At 55.7% G+C, this 26,136-nt stretch carries 22 protein-coding genes; 17 read left to right on the forward strand and 5 right to left on the reverse strand.

Translation table 11 applies throughout. The features are described from left to right. Positions 1-172: 172 nt before the first annotated feature. The 15 genes from lrhA to LU196_RS04770 all read left to right on the forward strand — a co-directional run bounded on the left by lrhA (position 173) and on the right by LU196_RS04770 (position 17,375). Positions 173-1,096 carry a transcriptional regulator LrhA gene (gene lrhA, locus LU196_RS04700; RefSeq protein ID WP_232759503.1) on the forward strand — a complete coding sequence of 308 codons (924 nt, stop codon included), beginning with the start codon at positions 173-175 and terminating at the stop codon, positions 1,094-1,096. A 652-nt stretch (positions 1,097-1,748) separates the two neighbouring features. After that, the gene (locus LU196_RS04705) at positions 1,749-2,192 is read left to right on the forward strand and encodes an NADH-quinone oxidoreductase subunit A (protein ID WP_232759504.1); all 444 of its coding nucleotides are present in this window, start codon (positions 1,749-1,751) and stop codon (positions 2,190-2,192) included. A 15-nt stretch (positions 2,193-2,207) separates the two neighbouring features. Further along, positions 2,208-2,885 carry an NADH-quinone oxidoreductase subunit B family protein gene (locus LU196_RS04710; protein ID WP_021509214.1) on the forward strand — a complete coding sequence of 226 codons (678 nt, stop codon included), beginning with the start codon at positions 2,208-2,210 and terminating at the stop codon, positions 2,883-2,885. Between the two features lie 116 nt (positions 2,886-3,001). After that, on the forward strand, positions 3,002-4,801 hold the full coding sequence (gene nuoC, locus LU196_RS04715) for an NADH-quinone oxidoreductase subunit C/D (protein ID WP_232759505.1): 1,800 nt from the start codon (positions 3,002-3,004) through the stop codon (positions 4,799-4,801). Between the two features lie 2 nt (positions 4,802-4,803). Further along, positions 4,804-5,319 carry an NADH-quinone oxidoreductase subunit NuoE gene (gene nuoE, locus LU196_RS04720; protein WP_232759506.1) on the forward strand — a complete coding sequence of 172 codons (516 nt, stop codon included), beginning with the start codon at positions 4,804-4,806 and terminating at the stop codon, positions 5,317-5,319. Beyond that, entirely contained in the window at positions 5,316-6,662 is a 1,347-nt protein-coding gene (nuoF, locus tag LU196_RS04725; RefSeq protein ID WP_232759507.1) for an NADH-quinone oxidoreductase subunit NuoF, read from the forward strand. The genes nuoE and nuoF overlap by 4 nt, the downstream gene beginning before the upstream one ends. Positions 6,663-6,762: 100 nt before the next feature. After that, a complete protein-coding gene (gene nuoG, locus LU196_RS04730; RefSeq protein ID WP_232759508.1) occupies positions 6,763-9,486 on the forward strand; it encodes an NADH-quinone oxidoreductase subunit NuoG in 2,724 nt (907 codons plus the stop codon). Further along, the gene (gene nuoH, locus LU196_RS04735; RefSeq protein WP_232759509.1) at positions 9,483-10,460 is read left to right on the forward strand and encodes an NADH-quinone oxidoreductase subunit NuoH; all 978 of its coding nucleotides are present in this window, start codon (positions 9,483-9,485) and stop codon (positions 10,458-10,460) included. Before nuoG ends, nuoH begins: the two co-directional genes overlap by 4 nt. A 12-nt stretch (positions 10,461-10,472) precedes the next feature. Next, positions 10,473-11,015: an NADH-quinone oxidoreductase subunit NuoI gene (nuoI, locus tag LU196_RS04740; RefSeq protein ID WP_128601518.1), complete on the forward strand. Its 543-nt coding sequence runs from the start codon at positions 10,473-10,475 to the stop codon at positions 11,013-11,015. Between the two features lie 10 nt (positions 11,016-11,025). Beyond that, positions 11,026-11,577 carry an NADH-quinone oxidoreductase subunit J gene (nuoJ, locus tag LU196_RS04745; protein ID WP_232759510.1) on the forward strand — a complete coding sequence of 184 codons (552 nt, stop codon included), beginning with the start codon at positions 11,026-11,028 and terminating at the stop codon, positions 11,575-11,577. Beyond that, positions 11,574-11,876: an NADH-quinone oxidoreductase subunit NuoK gene (gene nuoK, locus LU196_RS04750; protein WP_034825057.1), complete on the forward strand. Its 303-nt coding sequence runs from the start codon at positions 11,574-11,576 to the stop codon at positions 11,874-11,876. Before nuoJ ends, nuoK begins: the two co-directional genes overlap by 4 nt. Further along, positions 11,873-13,708, forward strand: coding sequence for an NADH-quinone oxidoreductase subunit L (nuoL, locus tag LU196_RS04755; RefSeq protein WP_232759511.1), 1,836 nt, complete (start codon positions 11,873-11,875; stop codon positions 13,706-13,708). The genes nuoK and nuoL overlap by 4 nt, the downstream gene beginning before the upstream one ends. Before the next feature lie 83 nt (positions 13,709-13,791). Next, a complete protein-coding gene (gene nuoM, locus LU196_RS04760; RefSeq protein WP_232759512.1) occupies positions 13,792-15,312 on the forward strand; it encodes an NADH-quinone oxidoreductase subunit M in 1,521 nt (506 codons plus the stop codon). 6 nt (positions 15,313-15,318) lie between these two features. After that, complete coding sequence (nuoN, locus tag LU196_RS04765; protein ID WP_232759513.1) at positions 15,319-16,776, forward strand: NADH-quinone oxidoreductase subunit NuoN; 1,458 nt, start codon at positions 15,319-15,321, stop codon at positions 16,774-16,776. Between the two features lie 146 nt (positions 16,777-16,922). Next, positions 16,923-17,375 (forward strand): GNAT family N-acetyltransferase, encoded by a 453-nt coding sequence (locus LU196_RS04770; protein WP_232759514.1) that lies wholly within the window; start codon positions 16,923-16,925, stop codon positions 17,373-17,375. A 33-nt stretch (positions 17,376-17,408) separates the two neighbouring features. Here the strand turns inward: LU196_RS04770 and LU196_RS04775 are convergent, their stop codons facing one another. After that, on the reverse strand, positions 17,409-19,067 hold the full coding sequence (locus LU196_RS04775; RefSeq protein WP_232759515.1) for a glucan biosynthesis protein D: 1,659 nt from the start codon (positions 19,065-19,067) through the stop codon (positions 17,409-17,411). A 284-nt stretch (positions 19,068-19,351) separates the two neighbouring features. Here LU196_RS04775 and elaB point away from each other — a divergent pair, with 284 nt between their 5' ends. Together elaB and LU196_RS04785 are read left to right on the forward strand one after the other, a co-directional pair. Next, positions 19,352-19,675 (forward strand): stress response protein ElaB, encoded by a 324-nt coding sequence (elaB, locus tag LU196_RS04780; RefSeq protein WP_232759758.1) that lies wholly within the window; start codon positions 19,352-19,354, stop codon positions 19,673-19,675. A gap of 140 nt (positions 19,676-19,815) precedes the next feature. Beyond that, positions 19,816-21,012 (forward strand): nicotinamide mononucleotide deamidase-related protein YfaY, encoded by a 1,197-nt coding sequence (locus LU196_RS04785; RefSeq protein WP_232759516.1) that lies wholly within the window; start codon positions 19,816-19,818, stop codon positions 21,010-21,012. Positions 21,013-21,037: 25 nt separating this feature from the next. Here the strand turns inward: LU196_RS04785 and yfaE are convergent, their stop codons facing one another. The 4 genes from yfaE to ubiG form a co-directional block, all read right to left on the reverse strand. After that, positions 21,038-21,298 carry a class I ribonucleotide reductase maintenance protein YfaE gene (yfaE, locus tag LU196_RS04790; RefSeq protein WP_232759517.1) on the reverse strand — a complete coding sequence of 87 codons (261 nt, stop codon included), beginning with the start codon at positions 21,296-21,298 and terminating at the stop codon, positions 21,038-21,040. Positions 21,299-21,300: 2 nt separating this feature from the next. Beyond that, on the reverse strand, positions 21,301-22,431 hold the full coding sequence (gene nrdB, locus LU196_RS04795) for a class Ia ribonucleoside-diphosphate reductase subunit beta (protein WP_232759518.1): 1,131 nt from the start codon (positions 22,429-22,431) through the stop codon (positions 21,301-21,303). 68 nt (positions 22,432-22,499) lie between these two features. Continuing rightward, positions 22,500-24,785, reverse strand: a complete 2,286-nt coding sequence (gene nrdA / locus LU196_RS04800; RefSeq protein WP_232759519.1) for a class 1a ribonucleoside-diphosphate reductase subunit alpha — start codon at positions 24,783-24,785, stop codon at positions 22,500-22,502. A 561-nt stretch (positions 24,786-25,346) separates the two neighbouring features. After that, positions 25,347-26,075: a bifunctional 2-polyprenyl-6-hydroxyphenol methylase/3-demethylubiquinol 3-O-methyltransferase UbiG gene (gene ubiG, locus LU196_RS04805; protein WP_232759520.1), complete on the reverse strand. Its 729-nt coding sequence runs from the start codon at positions 26,073-26,075 to the stop codon at positions 25,347-25,349. Between the last annotated feature and the right edge of the window lie 61 nt (positions 26,076-26,136).

Consider the following 26,136-nt stretch of genomic DNA (forward strand, 5'->3'; position numbering starts at 1 on the left):
TGACGCTGCTCCAGAGGGATGGGAGAGAAGGGCGTCGGTTTCCGTTTAATACAATTTTGGATGGACGCTTCAACACAGGGCGGCCGTCAAGCACCATTATCGCTTGTCGCTTTGATAAGCGGTGATACACCAGGGTAGTAGTTTAAAAAAATCTTATAAGTGAAGAAAAAACATGACTAATGCAAATCGTCCGATACTCAATCTCGACCTCGATCTGCTGCGTACCTTTGTTGCCGTTGCTGACCTGAATACGTTTGCAGCCGCGGCTGCAGCCGTGTGCAGAACGCAGTCAGCGGTGAGCCAGCAGATGCAGCGTCTGGAGCAGTTGGTAGGTAAAGAGCTGTTTGCCAGACATGGACGTAATAAATTGCTTACGGAGCACGGCATTCAACTGTTGGGCTACGCGCGCAAGATCCTGCGCTTCAATGACGAAGCCTGCACCTCGTTAATGTACAGCAATATCCAGGGTGTCCTGACCATTGGCGCCTCTGATGATACTTCCGATACCATTCTGCCGTTTCTGCTTAACCGCGTAACGTCGGTGTATCCAAAACTGGCCATCGACGTCCGGGTTAAGCGTAATCCCTTCATGATGGAAATGCTCAACCAAGGCGAAGTGGATTTGGTGGTGACCACTTCCAGTCCGGGAAACTTTACGCATCAGGTGCTACGTACGTCGCCCACGCTCTGGTACTGCGCGGCGGACTACATTTTCCAGCGCGGGGAAGCTATTCCACTGGTACTGCTGGATGAGCCAAGCCCGTACCGCGATATGGCGATTGACCACCTTAACGAAGCCGGCATTCCTTGGCGCATCTCTTACGTTGCCTCAACGTTGGCTGCGGTGCGCGCAGCGGTAAAAGCCGGTTTAGGCGTGACGGCGCGTCCGGTTGAAATGATGAGCCCGGAACTGCGCGTCATGGGTGCGGCGGAAGGCTTGCCAGTTCTGCCCGATACCCAGTACCTGCTGTGCCGCAACCCGGACAGCGAGAATGAGTTGGCGCTGGCAATCTTCAACGCGATGCAATCAACGAACGATCCTTACAACTTGAGTGCCAACGCCGATGGCGCGCTGCTGTTGGATGACGAAGAGTAAAGCATGAAATAGCGGGGGCTTTTATACCGCGCCCTGACGCCAATAAACACGCGAAAATAAGCCTTAGACTGCGATTGTGCAGCTAAGGCTTTTTTTATGCCCCTCAATCGAGGGTTTTTAGCGTTTATAGTGAAAGTAAACTGCTAAACACCACGCGAAAGCATTTTTATTCCATTTTGGAATCAATTGGAAGTTACTTATCATTTTGTTAGCAGTTACTGCGCCGTGGTTGCGCCGTGATACTGCTTGTTTTTGCACCAAAAAACATAATTATGTGTTCTGGATCATAAAAATAGCCCTGTTTAGGGGGCGGAAATCCCGGTAAGACCTGCCAAAATATGGGGGTTAACTGCACGATCCATGCATGCGAATCCCCACTACACTGAAAATAACCTCACAGACTGAAGCGATTTAGCTGGCGCTCAGGAAGGGGAATGTTAATAATATAATGCGGGTGTAAAATAATGTTTGGATACTTTTGTCAAAGTTGACAAAAGGTTATAGAAAGGAGTAAAAACCCCTATAAAATTGCTGTTTATTCCTCAATGACAGCACAGTTTATAAGGTTTTTTTCCTTCCCTTGAATCGATGTGGTGCGTTTGCTGCGCGCGAGCAGGATGCCATCGCCACTTTTGATGAGTAAGCAAAGAGTATGTCAACAGCCACTGAAGTCATTGCCCACAACTGGGCATTTATCGTTTTTATCGTCATTGGATTCGGTCTCTGCGCCTTTATGCTTACCGGCGGTTGGTTGCTGGGCGGTCGTGCGCGTGCGCGCCATAAAAATACCCCGTTCGAGTCGGGCATAGAGTCCGTAGGTGATACCCACATTCGCCTCTCCGCTAAATTCTATTTGGTTGCGATGTTCTTTGTGATTTTTGACGTCGAAGCCCTCTTTTTATACGCCTGGTCGACTTCTATCCGCGAAAGCGGCTGGATCGGCTTTGTCGAAGCCGCAATTTTCATTTTGGTGCTACTGGCTGGCCTGGTTTATCTGGTGCGCATTGGTGCGCTGGATTGGGCACCTGCGCGCCGCCGCGTGGTGGTCAAATCAAGCCCGGTTAGCCATAACCACACCAATCCTCATAAGCAGTAAAAGCGAGGCAATAAGATGGACTACACGCTGACACGCGTAGACCCGAACGGCGGCGATAACGATCGTTATCCCCTGCAAAAACAAGAGATTGTGACTGATCCTCTGGAACAGCACGTGCACCGTAGCGTGTATATGGGCAAGCTTGAGCATGCTTTGCACGACATGGTGAACTGGGGACGCAAAAACTCTCTCTGGCCCTATAACTTCGGCCTTTCCTGCTGCTACGTGGAAATGACGACGTCATTCACGGCAGTGCACGACGTGGCGCGCTTTGGTGCCGAAGTTATGCGTGCTTCGCCGCGTCAGGCTGACTTTATGGTCATTGCAGGGACGCCGTTTACCAAAATGGCCCCGGTCATTCAGCGTTTGTACGACCAGATGCTGGAACCGAAATGGGTGATCTCCATGGGCGCCTGCGCGAACTCAGGCGGCATGTACGACATCTATTCGGTGGTGCAGGGCGTTGATAAATTCCTGCCGGTAGACGTCTATATTCCAGGCTGCCCGCCGCGTCCGGAGGCTTACATGCAGGCGCTGCTGCTGCTGCGTGAATCCATCGGTAAAGAGCGTCGTCCGCTCTCTTGGGTGGTAGGCGACCAAGGTGTTTACCGTGCCAATATGCAGTCTGAGCGTGAAAGGAAGCGCGGTGAACGTATCGCCGTTACCAACCTGAGAACCCCAGACGAAGTTTAAGCGACCCGTAGAAGGATGGCATTTCGGCCGCAGCAGAACATGACAATTTATTGTGTGCCGCCATCCTGACGCTTTCATTTGAGTGCCTGAGTACAGGCCGGAATGGTGAGTAACGTATGACAGATTTGACCACGCAAGATCTCGCTCAGCCTGGCTGGCAAACCCGCGATCACCTTGATGATCCGGTTATCGGCGAGCTGCGTAACCGTTTTGGGCCTGATGCCTTTACCGTTCAGGCGACCCGCACCGGTATTCCGGTGGTTTGGATTAAGCGTGAACAGCTGCCAGAAATCATCGAGTTCCTGCGCAAGCTGCCTAAGCCGTACGTCATGCTGTATGACCTGCATGGCGTAGATGAACGTTTGCGCACCCACCGTGCCGGTCTCCCGGCGGCGGATTTCTCTGTTTTCTACCATCTGCTTTCTATTGAACGTAACCGCGACATCATGCTCAAGGTGGCGTTATCCGAAAACGATCTGAATGTGCCCACCATCACCAAAATTTTCGCCAATGCCAACTGGTACGAGCGCGAAACCTGGGAGATGTTTGGTATTACGTTCAACGGTCACCCACACCTTACGCGCATTATGATGCCGCAGACGTGGGAAGGGCATCCGCTGCGCAAAGATTATCCCGCGCGCGCCACCGAATTCGATCCTTTTACGCTGACCAAGCAAAAAGAGGATCTGGAGATGGAGTCGCTGACGTTCAAACCTGAAGACTGGGGAATGAAGCGCGGCACCAACAGCGAGGACTTCATGTTCCTCAACTTGGGGCCAAACCATCCGTCGGCGCACGGTGCGTTCCGCATCATTCTGCAGCTCGATGGTGAAGAGATTGTGGATTGCGTACCGGACGTGGGCTATCACCACCGCGGCGCCGAAAAGATGGGCGAGCGTCAATCGTGGCACAGCTATATTCCCTATACCGACCGTATTGAATATCTGGGCGGCTGCGTTAATGAGATGCCTTATGTGCTGGCGGTAGAAAAGTTGGCCGGCATCACAGTACCGGATCGCGTCAATGTGATTCGCGTTATGCTCTCTGAGCTATTCCGCATCAACAGCCATCTGCTGTACATCTCAACCTTTATTCAAGACGTCGGCGCCATGACGCCAGTGTTCTTTGCCTTCACGGATCGTCAAAAAATTTACGATGTGGTCGAAGCGATTACCGGTTTCCGTATGCACCCGGCCTGGTTCCGCATTGGCGGCGTGGCGCATGACCTGCCGAAAGGGTGGGAACGCTTACTGCGTGAATTCCTCGATTGGATGCCCAAGCGTCTGAAAGAGTATGACAAAGCCGCACTGCGCAATACCGTGCTGATGGGCCGTTCACAAGGCGTTGCGGCGTACAACATGGATGAAGCGCTGGCGTGGGGAACTACCGGTGCGGGTCTGCGTGCCACAGGTCTGGATTTTGACGTGCGCAAATGGCGTCCCTATTCAGGCTACGAAAACTTTGATTTCGAGGTGCCAGTGGGCGCGGGCATCAGCGACGCGTACACGCGCGTTCAGCTGAAAATGGAAGAGATGTGGCAGTCGCTGCGCATTCTTGAGCAGTGCTTAAAAAATATGCCGGAAGGCCCGTTCAAAGCCGATCATCCGCTGACCACACCGCCGCCGAAAGAGCGCACGCTGCAGCACATCGAAACCCTGATTACGCACTTCCTGCAAGTTTCATGGGGCCCAGTGATGCCAGCCAACGAATCATTCCAGATGATCGAGGCGACCAAAGGTATCAACAGCTATTACCTGACCAGCGATGGCAGCACCATGAGCTACCGCACGCGCGTGCGCACGCCGAGCTTCCCGCATCTGCAGCAGATTCCTTCGGTAATCCGCGGCAGTCTGGTATCCGACCTGATCGTATACCTTGGTAGCATCGATTTTGTTATGTCAGACGTGGACCGCTAATTATGCACGATCAAAAAATTGCCATTCAAACCATCGACCCTAACGAGGTCTTTGTGCTGAGCGAGGCCGAGCACCACGCTATCGAGCATGAAAAACACCATTATGAAGATGCACGCGCCGCGTCGATCGAGGCGTTAAAGATTGTGCAGAAGCAGCGCGGCTGGGTGCCAGACGGTGCCATTCACGCCATTGCTAACGTTCTTGGCATTCCTGCCAGTGACGTAGAAGGGGTAGCCACGTTCTACAGCCAGATTTATCGCACGCCAGTGGGGCGCCACGTTATTCGCTACTGCGACAGCGTGGTATGCCATATCACTGGCTATCAGGGTATTCAGTCCGCGCTAGAGCAAAACCTGAACATTAAGCCGGGCCAAACCACGGCCGATGGCCGCTTTACCCTGTTGCCGACCTGCTGTCTGGGTAACTGCGATAAAGGGCCAACCATGATGGTCAACGACGATACGCACGTTCACCTGACGCCGGAAGGCATCGCCAACCTGTTGGAGCAGTATCCATGACCTTTAAACAGATCATTCGTACTGCGGAAACACATCCTCTGACGTGGCGTCTGCGTGACGATAAGCAGCCGATTTGGCTGGACGAATACCGCAGTAAAAACGGATATGTTGGCGCAGAAAAAGCCCTCAAGGGGCTGAGCCAAGATGAGATCGTTGCCACCGTCAAAGAATCCGGTCTGAAAGGCCGCGGTGGCGCGGGTTTCAACACCGGCCTGAAGTGGAGCCTGATGCCCAAAGATGAATCCATGAACATCCGTTACCTGCTGTGTAACGCCGATGAAATGGAGCCGGGCACCTATAAAGACCGCCTGTTGATGGAGCAGTTACCGCATCAGCTGGTGGAAGGCATGCTAATCAGCGCCTATGCGCTCAAAGCTTACCGGGGCTACATCTTCCTGCGCGGAGAGTATGTGGAAGCGGCCGAGAATTTGCGTCGCGCCATCGCGGAAGCCACGGAAGCGGGCTACCTCGGAAAAAACATTCTGGGCACCGGTTTTGATTTTGAGCTGTTTGTGCATACCGGCGCAGGACGTTACATCTGCGGTGAAGAGACGGCGCTGATCAACTCGCTGGAAGGCCGTCGCGCGAACCCGCGCTCTAAGCCGCCGTTCCCGGCGAGTGCGGGCGTGTGGGGCAAACCCACCTGCGTGAATAACGTCGAGACCCTGTCCAATGTCCCGGCCATCTTCCTGAATGGCGTGGAATGGTACAAGAATATCTCTACCAGTGAAGACACCGGCACCAAAATGATGGGCTTCTCCGGACGGGTGAAAAACCCTGGCGTTTGGGAGCTGCCCTTTGGCACCACCGCGCGTGAGATTCTTGAAGAGTACGCTGGCGGCATGCGCGATGGCCTGAAATTCAAAGCCTGGCAGCCGGGCGGTGCAGGCACCGACTTCCTGACCGATCAGCATCTCGATCTGCCGATGGAATTTGCCAGCATTGGTAAAGCGGGTAGCCGCCTGGGTACCGCACTGGCGATGGCCGTGGATCACGAAATCAATATGGTGTCGCTGGTGCGCAACCTGGAAGAGTTCTTTGCGCGTGAATCCTGCGGCTGGTGTACGCCCTGCCGCGACGGCTTGCCGTGGAGCGTGAAAATTTTGCGCGCGCTAGAGCAGAAACAGGGCCAACCGGGCGACATTGAAACGCTGCTGCAGCTCTGCCGCCAGCTCGGACCCGGCAAGACATTCTGTGCTCACGCACCGGGTGCCGTCGAGCCACTCCAGAGCGCCATTAAATATTTCCGTGAAGAGTTTGAGGCCGGCATCGCGCCGCAGGTGTTCGGGAATACCCGATCCATCGGGGGCATTCAGCCCAACCTGCTGAAAGCGCGCTGGTAAGCCGCTGCTTTATACGGGACGCCCGCTGCGCACGCGCGCGGGTAGAGAATTAGATGTTTAACGCTCGTCCGCGGACGAGCCTTACGGAAGCATGTTCACTATGGCTACAATTCATGTAGACGGTAAAGAATATGATGTGAACGGAGCGGACAACCTGCTGCAGGCGTGTCTCTCTCTGGGCCTTGATATTCCTTATTTTTGCTGGCATCCCGCGCTGGGAAGCGTGGGTGCCTGCCGCCAGTGTGCGGTCAAGCAATTCCAGAATGCCGAAGACACGCGCGGCCGCCTCGTTATGTCCTGCATGACGCCGGCCTCGGATGGAACCTTCATCTCCATTGACGATGGCGAAGCGAAAGAGTTCCGTGAGAGCGTGGTGGAGTGGTTAATGACTAACCACCCGCACGACTGTCCGGTGTGTGAAGAGGGCGGTAACTGCCACCTGCAGGATATGACGGTGATGACGGGACACAGCTTCCGTCGCTATCGCTTCACCAAACGTACCCATCAGAATCAGGATTTGGGCCCGTTCATTTCTCATGAGATGAACCGCTGTATTGCCTGCTATCGCTGTGTGCGCTACTACAAAGACTACGCTGACGGTAAAGATCTCGGCGTCTACGGCGCGCACGACAACGTCTACTTTGGCCGTCCCGAAGAGGGCACGCTGGAAAGCGAGTTCTCCGGTAACCTGGTGGAAATCTGTCCTACCGGCGTCTTTACCGATAAAACGCACTCCGAACGCTATAACCGCAAGTGGGATATGCAGTTTGCGCCAAGCATCTGCCAACAGTGCAGCGTGGGATGTAACACCAGCCCCGGCGAACGCTATGGCGAACTGCGCCGTATCGAAAACCGCTATAACGGCACGGTAAACCACTACTTCCTGTGCGATCGCGGTCGCTTCGGCTATGGCTACGTCAACCGTAAAGATCGCCCCCGTCAGCCGATGCAGCTGCGCGGCAATAGCTGGATCACGCTCAACGCTGAGCAGGCGGTGAATGCCGCTGCTGACGTATTGCGCCAGGCTAATAAAGTGATTGGTATTGGTTCGCCGCGCGCCAGCATTGAGAGTAACTTTGCCCTGCGTGAACTGGTGGGTGCCGAAAACTTCTCTACGGGTATGCCTGCGGGTGAGCAGGAACGCGTTGCCCTGATGTTAGATATTCTGCGTGAGGGAGGGATCTACACGCCTTCGCTGCGCGAAATCGAAAGCTACGATGCGGTACTGGTGCTGGGTGAAGATCTGACGCAGGTCGGTGCGCGCGTTGCGCTCTCTGTACGCCAGGCCGTAAAAGGCAAAGCGCGCGACATGGCGGCGGCACAGAAAGTGGCCGATTGGCAGATCGCCGCCATCCTTAACATTGGCCAGCACGCAAAGCATCCGCTGTTTGTCACCAACGTTGATGAGACCCGTCTGGATGATATTGCCGCGTGGAGCTATCGCGCCCCGGTTGAAGATCAGGCGCGCCTCGGCTTTGCCATCGCCCACGCGCTGGATGAAACGGCGCCGTCAGTCGCCGATTTCGACAGCACCTTGGACGGTAAACTGGATGTTGTGGTACAGGCGCTAGCGGGTGCCAAAAAGCCACTGATCATCTCCGGTACGCACTCAGGCAGCACCGCCATGATTGAAGCCGCAGCCAACGTAGCGAAAGCGCTGAAAGCGCGCGGATCTGATGTCGGTATTACGCTGCTGGCTGATGCCGCCAATAGCATGGGCTTGGGCATGATCGGCGGACAAACGCTGGATCAGGCGCTGGAGCAGTTGCGTAACGGTGAAGCCGATGCGCTCGTGGTGTTAGAAAACGATCTCTACCGTCACGCGCCTAAAGCCGTGGTCGATGCCGCACTGGCGCAAACCGCGAACGTTATCGTGGTGGATCACCAGCGCACTGCGACCCTGGAGAAAGCCGGTCTGGTGTTCTCAACCGCCAGCTTTGCGGAAAGCGACGGCACGTCGATTAACCACGAAGGCCGCGCGCAGCGTTTCTTCCAGGTTTACGATCCGGCCTATTACGACGAGAGCATTGTGATGCTGGAAAGCTGGCGCTGGTTGCACTCGCTGCACAGCACGCTTGAAAGCCGTCACGTTGACTGGACGCAGCTCGATCACGTGATCGACGCGGCGATCGTGGCGCTGCCGCAGTTAAAAGGCATTAAAGACGCGGCGCCTGACGCCAGCTTCCGTATTCGCGGTCAAAAACTGGCCCGTTCGCCGCACCGCAGCAGTGGCCGTACCGCCCTGCGTGCGAATATCAGCGTACACGAGCCGCGTCAGCCGCAGGACAAAGACACCATGTTTGCCTTCTCAATGGAAGGGAACAACCAGCCAAGCGCACCGCGTTCGCAGATTCCATTTGCCTGGGCGCCCGGTTGGAACTCCCCACAGGCGTGGAACAAGTTCCAGGATGAAGTGGGCGGTAAACTGCGCCACGGCGATCCTGGCGTGCGTTTATTTGAGGCGGGAAACGGTACGCTTCCGTGGTTCACTGCCGTACCGGCGCGCTTCACCGAAGGCGAGCAGTGGCGCGTTGCGCCTTACTACCAGCTGTTTGGCAGTGAGGAGATGACGCAGCGTTCACCTACCTTCCAAAAACGTATGGCACCGGCCACCTTGGTGATTAACCCTGCCGATGCAGAAAAGCTGGGTGTGAACCCAGGGGCTTCAGTGGAGTTGGTGTGCGCCGGCGAAACGGTGCGCTTACCCGTTCGTTTCTCTGCCGCGTTGCAGGCAGGGCAGGTGGGGCTGCCGCTGGGTATGCCGGGCGTACCACCGTTCCTTTCCGGTGCGCACATTGACAAACTGCAGGAGGCGGCACAATGAGCTGGCTGACACCGGACGTTATCGACATCATCCTCCAGATTGTGAAAGCCATCGTGATCCTGCTGGTGGTAGTGGCCTGCGGTGCGTTTATGAGCTTCGCCGAGCGTCGCTTGCTCGGCCTATGGCAGAACCGCTACGGTCCTAACCGCGTCGGCTGGGGCGGCTCGCTGCAGTTGGCTGCGGACATGATCAAAATGTTCTTCAAAGAGGACTGGGTTCCGCCGTTTACCGACCGCTTTATCTTCACGTTGGCGCCGGTCATCGCCTTTGTGTCGCTGCTGCTGGCGTTTGCGATTGTGCCGGTTTCACCGACCTGGATGGTGACTGACCTCAATATCGGTCTGCTGTTCTTCCTGATGATGGCTGGACTGGCGGTTTACGCCGTGCTCTTTGCTGGCTGGTCAAGTAACAACAAATACTCACTGCTGGGCGCGATGCGTGCTTCAGCGCAAACGCTGAGCTATGAAGTGTTTCTTGGACTTTCGTTGATGGGCGTCGTTGCGCAGGCAGGATCGTTCAACCTCAATGCCATTGTTGAGAACCAGGCGCACCTGTGGAACATCATCCCGCAGTTCTTTGGTTTCGTTACCTTCTGCATCGCCGGCGTGGCGGTGTGTCACCGTCACCCGTTTGACCAGCCTGAAGCTGAGCAAGAGCTGGCCGATGGCTATCACATTGAATATGCCGGCATGAAGTTCGGTCTGTTCTTCGTGGGCGAATATGTGGCGATTACCACTGTTTCTGCGCTGATTGTGACGCTGTTCTTCGGTGGCTGGCACGGTCCATTCCTGCCGCCGTTCATCTGGTTTGCCCTGAAAACGGCATTCTTCATGGTGATGTTTATCCTGATTCGTGCTGCGCTGCCGCGTCCACGTTACGACCAGGTGCTGTCGTTCGGCTGGAAAGTTTGTTTGCCGTTGACGTTATTGAACCTGCTGGCGACCGCCGCAGTGATTCTGTACAGCGCGCAGTAAGGGGTTTTAGAAATGACATTAAAAGATATTGTCGTTGGCTTCGGCACGACAGTGCGCAGTATCTGGATGATCGGCATGCATGCCTTCGCCAAACGTGAGACGCAGATGTACCCGGAAGAGCCGGTTTACCTGCCGCCGCGCTACCGTGGACGCATCGTGCTGACGCGCGATCCTGACGGTGAAGAACGCTGTGTGGCGTGCAACCTGTGCGCCGTAGCCTGCCCGGTCGGCTGCATCTCGCTGCAAAAAGCGGAAATGCAGGATGGCCGCTGGTATCCGGAGTTTTTCCGCATCAACTTTTCCCGCTGCATTTTCTGTGGTCTGTGTGAAGAAGCCTGTCCTACCACGGCGATTCAGCTGACGCCTGACTTTGAGCTGGGTGAATTCAAACGCCAGGATCTGGTGTATGAAAAAGAAGACCTGCTGATTTCCGGCCCGGGTAAATATCCGGAGTACAACTTCTACCGCATGGCGGGGATGGCGATCGACGGTAAAGAGAAAGGCGACGCGGAAAACGAAGCCAAGCCCATCGACGTCAAAGGCTTGTTGCCCTAAGGAGCCAGCTATGGAATTTGCGTTTTATCTTTGCGGACTGGTGGCGGTGCTAACAACGCTGCGCGTCATTACTCATACCAATCCGGTTCACGCACTGCTGTACCTGATTATTTCACTGCTCTCCATTGCGGGCGTGTTCTTTTCAATGGGCGCCTACTTTGCCGGTGCGCTGGAAATCATCGTCTACGCGGGTGCCATTATGGTGCTGTTCGTGTTCGTGGTGATGATGCTCAACCTGGGCAAAGCGCAGCAGGATCAAGAGCGCGAATGGCTCAAACCGACGCTGTGGATCGGTCCTGGCATTGTTTCTCTGCTGCTGCTGGCAGTGATGATTTACGCCATTAGCACCGCGCACGATCAGGGCATTGATGGCACGGTCATTGATGCGAAAGCGGTGGGAATTAGCCTGTTTGGCCCGTACGTTCTGGCTGTGGAACTGGCTTCGATGCTGCTGCTGGCGGGCTTGGTGGTGGCCTTCCATATTGGGCGTGACGAGCGTCAGGGCGAAGTGCTAAGCAACCGTCCAACGGATGCGCAAGCGAAGAAGGAGGAGCATGCATGATCCCGTTACAACATGGCCTGATGCTGGCTGCCGTGCTGTTTGTTCTCGGCCTGACCTCACTGGTTCTGCGCCGCAATCTGCTGTTTATGCTCATTGGTCTGGAGATCATGATCAACGCCGCCGCGCTTGCGCTGGTGGTGGCGGGCAGCTATTGGGGACAAGCCGATGGCCAGGTGATGTACATTCTGGCAATCAGCCTCGCGGCGGCCGAAGCCAGTATTGGTCTGGCGCTGCTGCTCCAGCTTTATCGTCGTCGTCAGACGCTGAACATTGACACTGTGAGCGAGATGCGCGGATGAATCTTCTCTACTTAACCGTACTGTTTCCGCTGATCGGCTTTTTGCTGTTAGCGTTTTCCCGTGGTCGCTGGTCGGAGAACCTGTCGGCGACGGTGGGCATGGGCTCGGTGGGGCTTGCCGCTCTGACCACCCTGTTTGTTGGCATGGAGTTCTTTAGCCACGGCCAACAGCCATTTACCCAGCCGCTCTGGACCTGGATGCAGGTTGGCCAGTTCAATATCAAAGTGAATTTGGTGCTGGATGGCCTGTCTTTAACCATGTTGTCAGTGGTCACGGGCGTGGGCTTCTTTATTCACATGTTCGCCTCATGGTACATGCGCGGTGAAGAGGGATATTCACGCTTCTTCGCCTATACCAACTTATTTATCGCCAGCATGGTGGTATTGGTCCTGGCGGACAACCTGATGCTGATGTATCTCGGTTGGGAAGGGGTGGGCCTCTGTTCTTACCTGCTGATTGGCTTCTATTACAGCAATCCAGAGAACGGCAAGGCGGCGATGAAAGCCTTTATTATCACCCGTGTGGGTGATGTGTTCCTCGCCTTCGCGCTGTTCATTCTCTACAACGAACTGGGCACCCTGAACTTCCGCGAACTGATGACCCTGGCACCTGCGCACTTTGCCGCAGACAACCATATGTTGCAGTGGGCCACGCTGATGCTGCTCGGCGGCGCGGTCGGTAAGTCGGCTCAGCTGCCGTTGCAAACCTGGCTGGCGGACGCCATGGCCGGTCCGACACCGGTTTCAGCGCTGATCCACGCGGCGACCATGGTGACAGCCGGTGTCTACCTGATCGCCCGCACGCATGGCCTGTTCCTGCTGACGCCAGACGTGCTGCATCTGGTAGGCATTGTCGGTGCCGTGACGCTGGTGCTGGCAGGCTTTGCAGCGCTGGTGCAAACCGACATCAAACGCGTGTTGGCTTACTCCACCATGAGTCAGATCGGCTACATGTTCCTGGCGCTGGGCGTTCAGGCGTGGGATGCCGCCATCTTCCACCTGATGACGCACGCCTTCTTCAAAGCGCTGCTGTTCCTCTCGTCCGGTTCGGTGATTCTGGCTTGCCATCACGAGCAGAACATTTTCAAGATGGGTGGCCTGCGTAAGAGCATTCCACTGGTTTACGTTTGCTTCCTGGTGGGTGGCGCAGCGCTGGCGGCACTGCCGCTGGTGACGGCCGGTTTCTACAGTAAAGATGAGATCCTGTTCGGTGCGCTGGCAAATGGTCACGTCAATCTCATGGTGGCGGGTCTGGTCGGCGCCTTCCTGACCTCAATCTATACCTTCCGCATGATTTTCATCGTCTTCCACGGCGAAGAAAAAATTCATGCGCACGCCGGTAAAGGCATTACGCATCACTTACCGCTCATTGTGCTGCTGGTGCTTTCTACTTTCGTGGGCGCGTTGATTACGCCGCCGCTGGCGGGCGTTCTGCCGGAGAACACTTTTGGCGAAACAGGCAAAGTGGCGCTGGAAGTGACCTCTGGGGTGGTCGCGGTGCTGGGCATTCTGATCGCTGCCGCGCTCTGGCTGGGTAAACGTCAGCTGGTGAGCCGCGTGGCCAACAGCGCACCGGGTCGCTTCTTTGGCACGTGGTGGTTCGCGGCTTGGGGCTTCGACTGGCTCTACGATAAGGTTTTCGTTAAACCTTATCTGGGTGTGGCGTGGCTGCTGCAGCGCGATCCGCTGAATGCCGTGATGAACCTGCCTGCGCTGCTGTCGCGTATCGGCAATAAAGGCCTGGTGACCAGTGAGAATGGCCACCTGCGCTGGTACGTTGCGTCCATGAGCATTGGCGCTGTGGTTGTGCTGGCGCTGATGCTGGTGATCTAAAGATTGATGAGCGGGGCGAGTTCGCTCGCCCAATTAGAATGTCAAAATTGCCTGAAGTCAGGCAATAAAAAGGGAAGTTCGCCGTGTTATTACCTTGGCTAATAATCATCCCCTTCGTCGGGGGCTTGCTTTGCTGGTTAGCGGAGCGCCTCGGCGCGAAAGTGCCGCGCTGGATCGCCATGATCACCATGGGGCTGACGCTGGCGCTTGGCCTGCAGCTGTGGCTGCAGGGAGGCTATTCATTGACGCAGGCTGCCGGTATTCCGCAGTGGCAATCGACGTTCCTTGTGCCGTGGATTCCGCGTTTTGGTATCAATTTCCATCTGGCAATTGATGGGCTTTCCCTGTTGATGGTCGTGCTGACGGGGCTGCTGGGCTTGATGGCGGTGCTGTGCTCATGGAACGAAATTGAGAAATATCAGGGCTTTTTCCACCTCAATCTGATGTGGATCCTCGGTGGCGTAATCGGCGTGTTCCTGGCCATCGACATGTTCCTGTTCTTCTTCTTCTGGGAAATGATGCTGGTGCCGATGTACTTCCTCATCGCGCTCTGGGGTCATAAAGCGTCTGACGGCAAAACCCGTATCACTGCGGCCACCAAATTCTTCATTTATACCCAAGCGTCCGGTTTGGTGATGCTGATTGCGATTCTGGCGCTGGTGTTTGTGCACTACAGTGCCACCGGTGAATGGACCTTCAGCTACGAGCAGCTGCTGAAGACGCCGATGTCGCATACCGTTGAATACCTGCTGATGCTGGGCTTCTTTATCGCGTTCGCCGTGAAAATGCCGGTCGTACCGCTGCACGGCTGGCTGCCCGATGCGCACAGTCAGGCGCCGACGGCAGGCTCGGTCGACCTCGCCGGTATTTTGCTGAAAACCGCGGCCTATGGTCTGCTGCGCTTCAGCTTGCCGCTGTTCCCGCACGCTTCCGCCGAATTTGCGCCTATCGCCATGTGGCTGGGTATTATCGGCATCTTCTACGGCGCGTGGATGGCGTTCTCGCAGACGGATATCAAACGCCTGATCGCCTACACCTCTATCTCGCACATGGGCTTCGTGCTGATTGCCATCTATACCGGCAGCCAGCTGGCGTTCCAGGGCGCGGTGATCCAGATGATCGCCCACGGCCTGTCCGCTGCCGCGCTGTTTATTCTGTGTGGTCAGCTGTATGAGCGTCTGCATACACGTGATTTGCGCCAGATGGGCGGTTTGTGGTCACGTATTAAATGGATCCCGGGCTTATCGCTGTTCTTTGCGGTGGCGAATCTCGGCATGCCAGGCACCGGTAACTTTGTCGGCGAGTTTATGATCCTTACCGGCAGTTTCCAGGTGGTGCCGGTTATCATCGTGATTGCCACCTTTGGTCTGGTGTTTGCGTCGGTGTACTCCCTGATCATGATGCAGCGTGCCTACTACGGTGAAGCCAAATCTACCGAGCCGCTGCCGGGCATGTCCCCGCGTGAATTTATGACCATTGGCGTGCTGGTGGTGCTGCTGACGCTGTTGGGCGTCTATCCTCAGCCGATCCTCGACACGTCCCACGCTGCGATGAGCAATATTCAGCAGTGGTTTACCGCTTCAATTTCAACTACAAGGCCGTAATTCGCCATGACAATAACTCCTCAACAATTGATCGCGTTACTGCCGCTGTTAATCGTCGGATTGACGGTGGTGGTTGTGATGCTGTCCATTGCGTGGCGACGCAACCACTTTGTTAATGCCACCCTGACAGTGATTGGACTCAACCTTGCGCTGTTTTCACTCTGGTTTGTTAGCCACGTGGGTGCGCTGGATGTCACGCCGTTGCTGCGCGTGGACGGCTACTCCATGTTCTATACCGCGCTGGTAATGCTGGCGAGTTTGGCCACCTGCACCTTCGCGTATCCGTGGCTGGCGGGCTACCCTGACAACAAGGACGAGTTTTATCTGCTGGTGCTGATTGCCGCACTGGGTGGCGTGGTGCTCGCCAGCGCCAACCATCTGGCGGCGCTGTTTATTGGTATTGAACTGCTGTCTCTGCCGCTGTTTGGCTTGATTGGCTATGCGTTCCGTCAGAAACGGTCGCTGGAAGCCGCGCTGAAATACACCATCCTTTCTGCGGCCGCCTCATCGTTCCTGCTGTTTGGTATCGCCCTCATTTATGCCGATTCCGGGAGCCTCAGCTTTGTTCAGCTGGGAAAAAGCCTGAATGACGGCATGATTCAGCAGCCGCTGCTGCTGGTGGGGTTGGGCATGATGATTATCGGCCTTGGCTTTAAGCTGTCGCTGGTGCCGTTCCACCTGTGGACGCCCGATGTCTACCAGGGCGCGCCCGCGCCAGTTTCGACCTTCCTGGCTACCGCCAGTAAAATCGCGATTTTTGCCGTGATCATGCGCCTGTTTATGTACGCGCCGGTGACGGACAGCGAAGCGGTACGCACGGTACTGGGCGTGATTGCCTTTGTCTCGATTCTGTTTGGTAACCTGATGGCGATTTCGCAGAGCAACATCAAGCGTCTGCTCGGCTACTCTTCTATTGCGCACTTGGGTTATCTGCTGGTGGCGCTGATTGCGGTGAAAACCCATCAGCTGTCGCTGGAGACGGCGGGGGTGTATCTGGCAGGCTACCTGTTCAGCAGCCTCGGCGCCTTTGGCGTGGTGAGTTTGATGTCCAGTCCTTACCGTGGCCCGGATGCCGACTCGCTCTACTCTTACCGCGGTCTGTTCTGGCACCGTCCCATTCTGTCTGCGGTGATGACCGTGATGATGCTGTCGCTGGCGGGCATTCCGATGACGCTCGGCTTCATTGGCAAATTCTACGTGATCGCGTCTGGCGTAAATGCACACCTGTGGTGGCTCACGGGGGCGGTGGTGGCGGGCAGTGCCATCGGTCTCTATTACTACCTGCGCGTAACGGTAAGCCTCTATCTCAGCCCGCCGGAGTTGCACACCCGCGATACGCCCGCCAACTGGGCATTTACGGCAGGTGGCGTCGTGGTGCTGATCTCCGCGATTTTGGTGCTGCTGTTAGGGGTGTATCCGCAGCCGCTGATCTCGCTGGTGCAGATGGCGCAACCGCTGATGTAACCCTTCACAGCCGCACACTAATCAGGCCTTCGGGCCTGATTTTTTTTGCCTACCGCTTGGCCAGACAAAGCCAGATGTGAGCGTCCCTGCGGCGCGGGGTGTGTTATTCTGCACTTTCCTTTCTCCGATGCATATCAGGAATTATTATGGATATTCAATGGGTTGATTGCCATCACCGGGCGCTAAACGTGCAGCAGCTGCACCGGTTACTGGCGTTACGTAATCAGGTATTTATCGTCGAGCAAAACTGCCCTTACCTGGATATCGACGGGCAGGATCTGGCACGCGACAATCGTCATATTCTGGGGGAATTGGAGGGGAAGCTGCTGGCTTATGCGCGCGTGCTCACGCCTGCCGACGACGCCGCACCGGTGATGATTGGCCGCGTGATCGTGTCACAGGAGGCGAGGGGGCTACAGCTGGGTTACCGCCTGATGGAGAAGGCGCTGGAGAGCTGTGAGCAACACTGGCCGCAGCACGCCATTTATCTTTCAGCCCAGGCACATCTTGAAGGGTTCTACGGCCGTTTAGGCTTTAGCGCGGTGGGGGAGGTGTATCTGGAAGACAACATTCCGCATATCGGTATGCAGAGAGGATAGCGACGAGGTGTGCACCTCGTCGCCTGTGCTGAGTTAGCCCGGCGTCATTTGCCGATCGTCGGTGTATTTACGCTGATCCGGGGCCGGTGGGAAGTATTGGTAGAGCCACGTCTCGCTGAGCGTCTCTTCTTTGGTACGCAGGAATAGCCGCATCTCCACCGGTTTAGTGGACGCGCTGGTTGGATACCAATCGAACAAAATGCGATAGCCATCGATCGGCTCAACGTAGAGGATCTCCACCTGTTTGACCGTCCCGTCAGACACGGTAATCACCGGCTCGATCCCTTTCGGCGCGGCTGCTTTCAGGTCGCCACCGATAAAATCAATGGCAAAGCGGCGGCACCAGGTATCCGGGAAGTGTTCCCCCGGCGCCCAGCCTTCCGGGAAGCCGCCAATGCCGGTGCGGGTGGCATCCACGCGCGCCAGGCCGCTGCGTACCGGCGGCAGCTGGCTCCAGTAGAGTTTGTACTGGAAGCTAAATTCACTGCCCGCTTTCACCGGTTCGCTGGGCTGCCAGAAGCAGACCACGTTATCCAGCGTTTCACCGGTGGTGGGGATCTCCATCAAATTGATAGCACCTTTACCCCATTTGCCAATCGGTTCTACCCACAAACTCGGACGCTTGTCATACCATCCGATCACATCCTGATAGTTTTTAAAGTCGTGATCGAGCTGTAACAGGCCAAACCCACGCGGATTCTCATCCTCGTAAGCGTTAAATTGCAGCCGCTGTGGATTGTTCAGCGGGCGTGCAATCCATTCGCCTTTTCCGGTCCACATGGCAAGGCGATCGGAGTCGTGAATCTGCGGATGGTACGTATTGCACATGCGGCGTTCGTTGGTTCCGCAGCTGAACATGCTGGTCATGGGGGAAATCCCCAGCTGACGGATCTCTTTGCGTGCAAACAGGTGGTTCTCCACCTCCATCACCACGCGCTTCTCTTCGCAGTGGATAGTGAACTTGTACGCGCCGGTCAGACTGGCGCCGTCCAGCAGGGCGTATACCACGAACGTGGTGTCGTCGGCTTTGGGCGTTTCAAACCAAAATGCCGTGAAATCAGGGAACTCTTCCTGCCCATTACTGAACGTATTGACCGCGACGCCGCGCGCTGACAGGCCATACTGATAGGTTTCATCTACGGCGCGGAAATAGCTGGCACCGAGGAAGGAGACGATGTCACGTCGCGCCAGCTCAGGTTTTTTAAAGGCGCGGAAGCCGGCAAAACCGAGATCGGTTTTACCGACCAACTGCTGCGTATCCACATTCGCATCATGGTAGTTAAACAGTTCAGGGCGGAAGTGAATTTCGCGCGCTTCGCGGCTGGCAGCATCCACGGAAAACATGCGAATACGGCGTTTAAAGCCCATGCCCACGTGGAAAAACTGCACATCCAACTCCCGGTCGGGGATGTTGTTCCACAGCGAGTGATTGGCGTCGTACTGAATTTCGTTATAGGCCTGCGGCGTTAGATTGGCCAAGGTGGCGGGCAATGGGCCGGGGGCGCCGCCCCAAGGCTGCTTCGCGAGCGCAGCGGCTTTCTTTTTCAATACATCGAAATCGAAACGCACTGCGGTGCCGTCAGCGATGCCGTCATCGGCCCAGGCAGACTGCGCAAACAGCGAGGAGAGCCCGGTCATACCGCTAACGGCAGAGAGGGCCATGGACGCTTTCATAAATTTTCTACGATTCATGCCGGAGTTCTAATCCTTAGCTGCTCGGGTGTATTTAACTGCCATAAGGACGCAGGGCGTCTGGCTTCAGGGAGTTACGACAGTGGCGAAAACAAAAAATTCAGTGCGCTGAAAATTTATCAGATTAATCAACTAAGCGAAGCAGATTTCGTTGCCGCACGTAACGTTTTTTTCTCTGGGATGCGGCTTTATCACCCCGATAGCGTGGGATCCTGGCAGCCAGCCCCGCAAAGCGGAAATTAATGACTATAGTTAATCGACGAGTTATTACATGGAGGAACTGCATCGTGTCATCTACCAATCAATTTGAAAACCGTTTTGAAACCCACCTTGATGATGATTTGGCGCTGCTGACGGAGACGCTGGAGGAAGTGCTGAAATCCTCGGGCGATCCTGCCGATCAGAAGTATATCGAGCTGAAAATGAAGGCAGAGAAGGCGCTGGAAGATGTAAAACATCGCGTCAGCCAGGCGTCTGACAGCTATTACTACCGCGCAAAACAGGTGGCATACCAGGCTGATGACTATGTGCATGAGAAGCCGTGGCAGGGTATCGGCATCGGCGCGGCGGCCGGCCTGTTTGTTGGCTTGCTGTTAGCCCGTCGTTAATCCCTTTGGGCGTAACCGCGGTTGCGCCCGTTCTTTCCTCGCCCGCTTTCTTCTTTCTGATGACTTCGCACGCTTCGTGATTGTGTTTCACGCGTCTCCTTCCTACAGTTAATGCCTACAGGGACAAGGAGAAAACTCACGTGATACGCGTAGAAATGCTCGCCACGGGCGATGAAGTTTTACACGGGCAAATTGTCGATACCAATGCCGCCTGGCTGGCCGAACTGCTGTTTCAGCACGGCCTGCCTATGACCAGCCGCACCACGGTTGGCGATGCGATGTCCTCGCTGGTGGAAACGCTGGTACAGCGTAGCCACATCGCCGATGTACTGATCGTCAATGGCGGCCTTGGTCCCACCAGCGACGATCTCAGTGCGCAGGCCGCCGCCGAGGCCAGCGGCACGGAACTGGTGATGCACGAGGCGTGGCTGGAAAAAATGGAGGCGTGGTTCGCTGGACGCGGCCGCGTCATGGCACCCAGTAACCGCAAGCAGGCGCAGATCCCGGCTGGCGCTGAAATGCTCAATAACCCGGTGGGCACCGCCTGCGGCTTTGCCATGCAACTCAACCGCTGCTGGATGTTCTTCACGCCGGGCGTGCCGTCTGAGTTTAAAACCATGGTTGAAGAGGAGATCCTGCCGCGTCTTAAGCAGCGCTTTGAGCTGCCCGCGCCGCCGCTCTGCCTGCGCCTAACCACCTTTGGCCGCGGCGAAAGTGACATTGCCAACGAGCTTGAACCGCTGCCCCTGCCGCAGGGCGTGGTCATGGGGTATCGCACCTCCATGCCCATTATTGAAATCAAGTTGACCGGGCCGGAAACACAGCGCGTGGCGATGGAGCAGGTGTGGCAGCAGGTGAAATTGCTGCTGGCAGAGTGCACCATTTTTGAAGGGCGAGAAGGCCTGCCGCCTGCGCTGGCGCGTGAGCTACAGCAGCGTGGTTTTCGTTTAGCACTCAGCGAACAGTTTACCGCAGGTCTCTTGCACTGGCAGTTAGCGTCGGCGGCAGTGCCGCTGAGCGCAGCGGAAATTCTGCCACCGCAGCAGGAAGATCTCGACACGCAGGTGGCGCGCACGCGCGCGCTGGCCGCACGGGAAGGCACCATGCTGGCGCTGTCGGTGGGCGATTTACACGAGGGAGAAATTGCCCTGGCCCTACACACGCCGGAAGCCAGCTGGGGGCAGCGCGTGAAGTTCTCGCCGGGGCGTCATAATCTGGAAACGCGGCAAAAAGTGGTGGCGATGATGGCGATGAATATGCTGCGCCGCTGGCTGCATGGCAGTGACGTCACCACCGGGTACGGCTGGATTGACGTGCTGGAAACGGTGAAAAGCTGAGGCCGCCCGAACAGGCGGCCTGACATCAAAGCTCGATCTCAATCTCCCCCTTGGCGCGGCAGCAGCAGGGCAAAATCTCGCCCTGCTGAATAAACGCCAGGGGGGGTTCTGCATAATCCACTTCGCCTTTTAACAAGCGCATGCGGCAGGATCCGCAGTACCCTTCGCGACACTGAAATTCCACGCACAAATTGTGCGCTTCCAGCGTCGTCAAGAGATTGGGGTGATCGTCTGCGCACTCCAGCCGGGAGCCGGAACTGCGCAGAATGACGACAGAACGACTCATGATTACAGCTGGAAATCGTTAAAGTCGTCTTCGCCCACTTCGGAGTCAATCTGACCCACCAGATACGAGCTCACTTCCACTTCCTGCGGCGCGACCTGCACGTTGTCAGACACCAGCCAGGCATTGATCCACGGAATTGGATTTGAACGCGTCTGGAACGGCAGGTCGAGGCCCACCGCCTGCATACGGATATTGGTGATGTACTCGATGTACTGACACAGAATATCTTTGTTCAGACCGATCATTGAACCGCCGCTGAACAGATATTCCGCCCACTCTTTTTCCTGCTCGGCGGCTTTTTTGAACAATTCAAAGCACTCGTCGCGGCATTCGGCGGCAATCTCTTTCATTTCCGGATCGTCTTCACCGCTGCGCATCAGGTTCAGCATATGCTGCGTGCCGGTGAGGTGCAGCGCTTCATCACGTGCAATCAGACGAATAATTTTTGCGTTGCCTTCCATCAATTCACGCTCGGCGAAGGCGAAAGAGCAGGCGAAGCTGACATAAAAGCGAATCGCTTCCAGCGCGTTGACGCTCATCAGGCAGATATACAGCTGCTTTTTGAGCTTGCGCAGATTGACTTCCACCGTCTTACCCGCCACCTGATGCGTACCTTCGCCCAGCAGATGCCAGTAGTTGGTCATTTCAATCAGGTCATCGTAGTACTTTGAGATATCCTGGGCACGCGCCAGAATTTGCTCGTTGGTCACGATGTCGTCGAAAACCAGCGACGGATCGTTGACGATGTTACGGATGATATGGGTGTAAGAGCGCGAGTGGATCGTCTCGGAAAACGCCCAGGTTTCAATCCAGGTTTCCAGCTCGGGAATCGAAATCAGCGGCAGCAGCGCCACGTTGGGGCTGCGGCCCTGAATCGAGTCCAGCAGCGTCTGATACTTCAGGTTGCTGATGAAGATGTGCTTTTCATGATCGGGCAGCGCCTGATAATCGATGCGATCGCGTGAGACATCGACTTCTTCCGGACGCCAGAAAAAGGAGAGCTGCTTTTCGATCAGCTTTTCAAAAATGTCATATTTCTGCTGGTCGAAACGCGCAACGTTAACGGATTGACCAAAGAACATCGGTTCTTTCAGCTGATCATTCTTGTTCTGCGAAAATGTGGTGTAAGCCATGACTGAGTCCAAAAAGTGAAACGGGCTGGCTGTGCCAGCCCTGAGATGAAAAAGCGCCTGACTTGCGGTTAGATCTTACAAGCGCCGCTTTCGCAGCCATCATCCTGAATGGACGGGGCTAAATCGTCCTGTGCATCTTCCGCACCGTCACGGGTGTTTTGGTAGTACAGGGTTTTCACGCCAAATTTATACGCCGTCAACAGATCCTTCAGCAGCTGTTTCATCGGCACTTTGCCGTTGGCAAAGCGGCCAGGATCGTAGTTGGTGTTCGACGAGATGGCCTGATCGATAAATTTCTGCATCACGCCGACCAGCTGCAGATAACCATCGTTGGAAGGCATTTCCCACAGCAGTTCGTACTGATCTTTCAGACGCTCATACTCCGGCACCACCTGACGCAGGATGCCGTCTTTCGACGCTTTGATCGAGATGTGACCGCGCGGAGGCTCGATGCCGTTGGTGGCGTTTGAAATCTGCGAGGAGGTTTCAGACGGCATCAGCGCTGAGAGCGTAGAGTTACGCAGGCCGTGTTGCGTGATCGATGTACGCAGACCTTCCCAGTCCAGATGCAGCGGCTCGCTGCACACCGCGTCAAGATCCTTTTTGTAGGTATCAATCGGCAGAATGCCCTGCGCATAGGTGGTTTCGTTGAACCACGGGCAGGCACCTTGCTCTTTGGCCAGTTCATTTGAGGCTTTCAGCAGATAGTACTGAATGGCTTCAAAGGTTTTGTGCGTCAGATTGTTGGCGCTGCCGTCGGAGTAACGCACGCCGTTTTTCGCCAGGTAGTACGCGTAGTTAATGACGCCAATGCCCAGCGTACGGCGGCCCATCGCGCCACGCTTCGCGGCCGGGATTGGGTAGTCCTGATAATCCAGCAGCGCATCCAGCGCACGCACTGCAAGGGTCGCAAGCTCTTCCAGATCATCAAGGCTCTCAATGGCGCCAAGGTTAAACGCAGAGAGCGTACAGAGAGCGATTTCACCGTTTTCATCATTCACGTCTTCCAGCGGCTTGGTTGGCAGTGCGATCTCCAGGCAGAGATTAGACTGACGCACCGGCGCAATGCTGGGATCAAACGGACTGTGCGTGTTGCAGTGGTCCACGTTCTGGATGTAGATGCGGCCAGTTGAGGCACGCTCTTGCATCATCAGCGAGAACAGATCCACGGCTTTCACGCGCTGTTTGCGAATGCTGCTGTCTTTTTCATACTGCGTGTACAAACGCTCAAACTCGTCCTGATTGGCGAAGAAGGCGTCATACAGGCCCGGTACGTCAGACGGGCTGAACAGCGTGATGTCTTCGCCTTTCAGCAGGCGGGTGTACATCAGCTTGTTGATCTGCACGCCATAGTCCATATGCCGCACGCGGTTGCCTTCCACGCCGCGGTTGTTTTTCAATACCAGCAGGCTTTCGACTTCCAGATGCCACATAGGGTAGAACAGCGTGGCGGCACCGCCGCGTACGCCGCCCTGCGAGCAGGACTTCACTGCCGTCTGGAAGTGCTTATAGAACGGAATACAGCCGGTATGGAACGCCTCACCGCCGCGAATTGGGCTACCCAGCGCGCGGATACGGCCCGCATTAATGCCAATACCCGCACGCTGTGACACGTACTTCACAATGGCGCTGGAGGTGGCGTTAATGGAGTCGAGGCTGTCGCCGCACTCAATCAAAACGCAGGAGCTGAACTGACGGGTAGGGGTGCGCACGCCCGACATAATCGGCGTAGGCAGCGAGATCTTGAACGTCGAGATCGCGTCGTAAAAGCGTTTGATGTAGTCCATACGGGTATCGCGCGGATAACCGGAGAACAGGCACGCCGCAACCAGAATATACAGGAACTGGGCGCTCTCGTAGATTTCACCGCTTACGCGGTTTTGCACCAGGTATTTCCCTTCAAGCTGTTTCACGGCGGCGTAGGAGAAGTTCATGTCGCGCCAGTGGTCGATAAACGCGTCCATCTGCTCGAACTCTTCCACGCTGTAATCTTCCAACAGATGGCGATCGTACTTCCCCATCTCGACCATTTTTACCACTTGGTCGTAGAGTTTGGGTGGCTCAAACTGGCCATAGGCTTTTTTGCGCAGGTGGAAAATCGCCAAGCGCGCGGCCAGGTACTGGTAATCCGGCGCATCGCGTGAAATCAGGTCTGCTGCGGCCTTGATAATGGTCTCATGGATATCAGAGGTGCGGATCCCATCATAAAACTGGATATGCGAGCGTAACTCAACCTGAGAGACCGAGACGTTGTTCAGGCCCTCAGCGGCCCAATCCAGCACTCGGTGAATCTTATCGAGATCAATACGTTCTTGACGGCCATCGCGTTTAGTAACGAGCAGACTTTGGTTCATGTCGCGTGTTTACCTGTCCATGAAATACAAAATTATCCCCCGGTATGCACAAGGTCTATGCACAAGTCGCTCATTGTGAGTAAACCTGTGGATAAACACTATATATAGGGGGTGCGGGAAGTTTGAACAACAATATGGTGAGTATTCTAGCCAGCATTCTGTTCATCACAAGAGTTGATTTTCACAAAAAAATCCGTCTACGGGGGTGGCTAAAATCCTGGATCCCCATGCCACAAGGCTTACAACAGCTGTCAACCGGGCAGCACTTTTTTTTCATAGTTTGATCGAGCGCTGGTTTATTGCTCAACGGCAGCAGTGCAAGAATTTTCTTAGCGCAAATAACCCGTCAGCGCGCCGAGTCGCAGCGAACATTTACCGCAAACGGTGTGAAATTTTTGTGACGAAAACAGCCTAGAGAAAAGGGATGGGAGCGTCTAAGAGGAAATTGATCTGATGAAGCCGGTGGGCTTGCTGACCCTGAAGCCAGCAAGACAAATCAGCCTGACAGCGGAAGCAAAAGATGCCCCTTATGCTCTCAGGCATGAGCGTGGTCAACCGGGGTTAGTCCGCTTGGCAGTGGGCATGAATCATATAGTTAACGTCAACGCCGCGTCCGAGGCGGAACTGATTGGTCAGAGGATTGTAATGAAGGCCGATCATGTGCTTTTCACGCAGCGGCGTTTCATCAACCCAGTTCAGCAGTTCAGCAGGACGAATAAATTTCTTCACGTCGTGCGTGCCGCGCGGCACCATGCGCAATACGTACTCTGCGCCAAAGACTGCCAGCAGCCAGGCCTTGGGATTACGATTGATGGTGGAAAAAAAGACTTCGCCCCCCGGTTTCACCAGCCGCGCGCAGGCCAGCACCACGGAGCGCGGATCCGGCACGTGCTCCAGCATCTCCATGCAGGTCACCACATCGTACTGCCCAGCGTGACTGTTGGCGTGATCTTCAACGGTTTGCTGCACGTAGTTGATGCTAACGCCGCTCTCTTGTGCGTGCAGGCGAGCAACCTCTAACGGCTCTGCGCCCATATCGAGCCCGGTGACCTCTGCGCCCTCGCGTGCCATGCTCTCGGCGAGGATGCCGCCGCCGCAGCCGACGTCGAGCACTTTTTTGCCAAATAGCCCGTCGCTGTGCTGCGCAATCCAGCCAAGTCGCAGGGGGTTAATACGATGAAGCGGCTTAAATTCACCCTCTAAATCCCACCAGCGTGAGGCCACGGCTTCAAATTTGGCGATTTCAGCGTGATCGACGTTCTGGCGGCTTTCCTGCGGTTGTTCACTCATTGAATCATTACTCCTGGCAAAATATGGCTTCAGTATAAACGCTTAAGCCAGCCCAGCGCAT

The sequence above is a fragment of the Pantoea sp. Mb-10 genome, assembly GCF_021272205.1.
Lineage (GTDB): Bacteria > Pseudomonadota > Gammaproteobacteria > Enterobacterales > Enterobacteriaceae > Pantoea.

Bases quoted from the DNA above. Each gene is read 5' to 3' on its own strand.
- nuoG (WP_232759508.1), top strand. From the start codon at position 6,763: ATGGCTACAATTCATGTAGACGGTAAAGAATATGATGTGAACGGAGCG.
- LU196_RS04710 (WP_021509214.1), top strand. From the start codon at position 2,208: ATGGACTACACGCTGACACGCGTAGACCCGAACGGCGGCGATAACGAT.
- yfaE (WP_232759517.1), bottom strand. From the start codon at position 21,298: ATGAGTCGTTCTGTCGTCATTCTGCGCAGTTCCGGCTCCCGGCTGGAG.
- nuoL (WP_232759511.1), top strand. From the start codon at position 11,873: ATGAATCTTCTCTACTTAACCGTACTGTTTCCGCTGATCGGCTTTTTG.
- LU196_RS04705 (WP_232759504.1), top strand. From the start codon at position 1,749: ATGTCAACAGCCACTGAAGTCATTGCCCACAACTGGGCATTTATCGTT.
- nuoK (WP_034825057.1), top strand. From the start codon at position 11,574: ATGATCCCGTTACAACATGGCCTGATGCTGGCTGCCGTGCTGTTTGTT.
- nuoJ (WP_232759510.1), top strand. From the start codon at position 11,026: ATGGAATTTGCGTTTTATCTTTGCGGACTGGTGGCGGTGCTAACAACG.
- nuoI (WP_128601518.1), top strand. From the start codon at position 10,473: ATGACATTAAAAGATATTGTCGTTGGCTTCGGCACGACAGTGCGCAGT.
- lrhA (WP_232759503.1), top strand. From the start codon at position 173: ATGACTAATGCAAATCGTCCGATACTCAATCTCGACCTCGATCTGCTG.
- nuoN (WP_232759513.1), top strand. From the start codon at position 15,319: ATGACAATAACTCCTCAACAATTGATCGCGTTACTGCCGCTGTTAATC.
- LU196_RS04775 (WP_232759515.1), bottom strand. From the start codon at position 19,067: ATGAATCGTAGAAAATTTATGAAAGCGTCCATGGCCCTCTCTGCCGTT.
- nrdB (WP_232759518.1), bottom strand. From the start codon at position 22,431: ATGGCTTACACCACATTTTCGCAGAACAAGAATGATCAGCTGAAAGAA.
- nuoH (WP_232759509.1), top strand. From the start codon at position 9,483: ATGAGCTGGCTGACACCGGACGTTATCGACATCATCCTCCAGATTGTG.
- LU196_RS04770 (WP_232759514.1), top strand. From the start codon at position 16,923: ATGGATATTCAATGGGTTGATTGCCATCACCGGGCGCTAAACGTGCAG.
- nrdA (WP_232759519.1), bottom strand. From the start codon at position 24,785: ATGAACCAAAGTCTGCTCGTTACTAAACGCGATGGCCGTCAAGAACGT.
- nuoE (WP_232759506.1), top strand. From the start codon at position 4,804: ATGCACGATCAAAAAATTGCCATTCAAACCATCGACCCTAACGAGGTC.
- nuoF (WP_232759507.1), top strand. From the start codon at position 5,316: ATGACCTTTAAACAGATCATTCGTACTGCGGAAACACATCCTCTGACG.
- nuoC (WP_232759505.1), top strand. From the start codon at position 3,002: ATGACAGATTTGACCACGCAAGATCTCGCTCAGCCTGGCTGGCAAACC.
- ubiG (WP_232759520.1), bottom strand. From the start codon at position 26,075: ATGAGTGAACAACCGCAGGAAAGCCGCCAGAACGTCGATCACGCTGAA.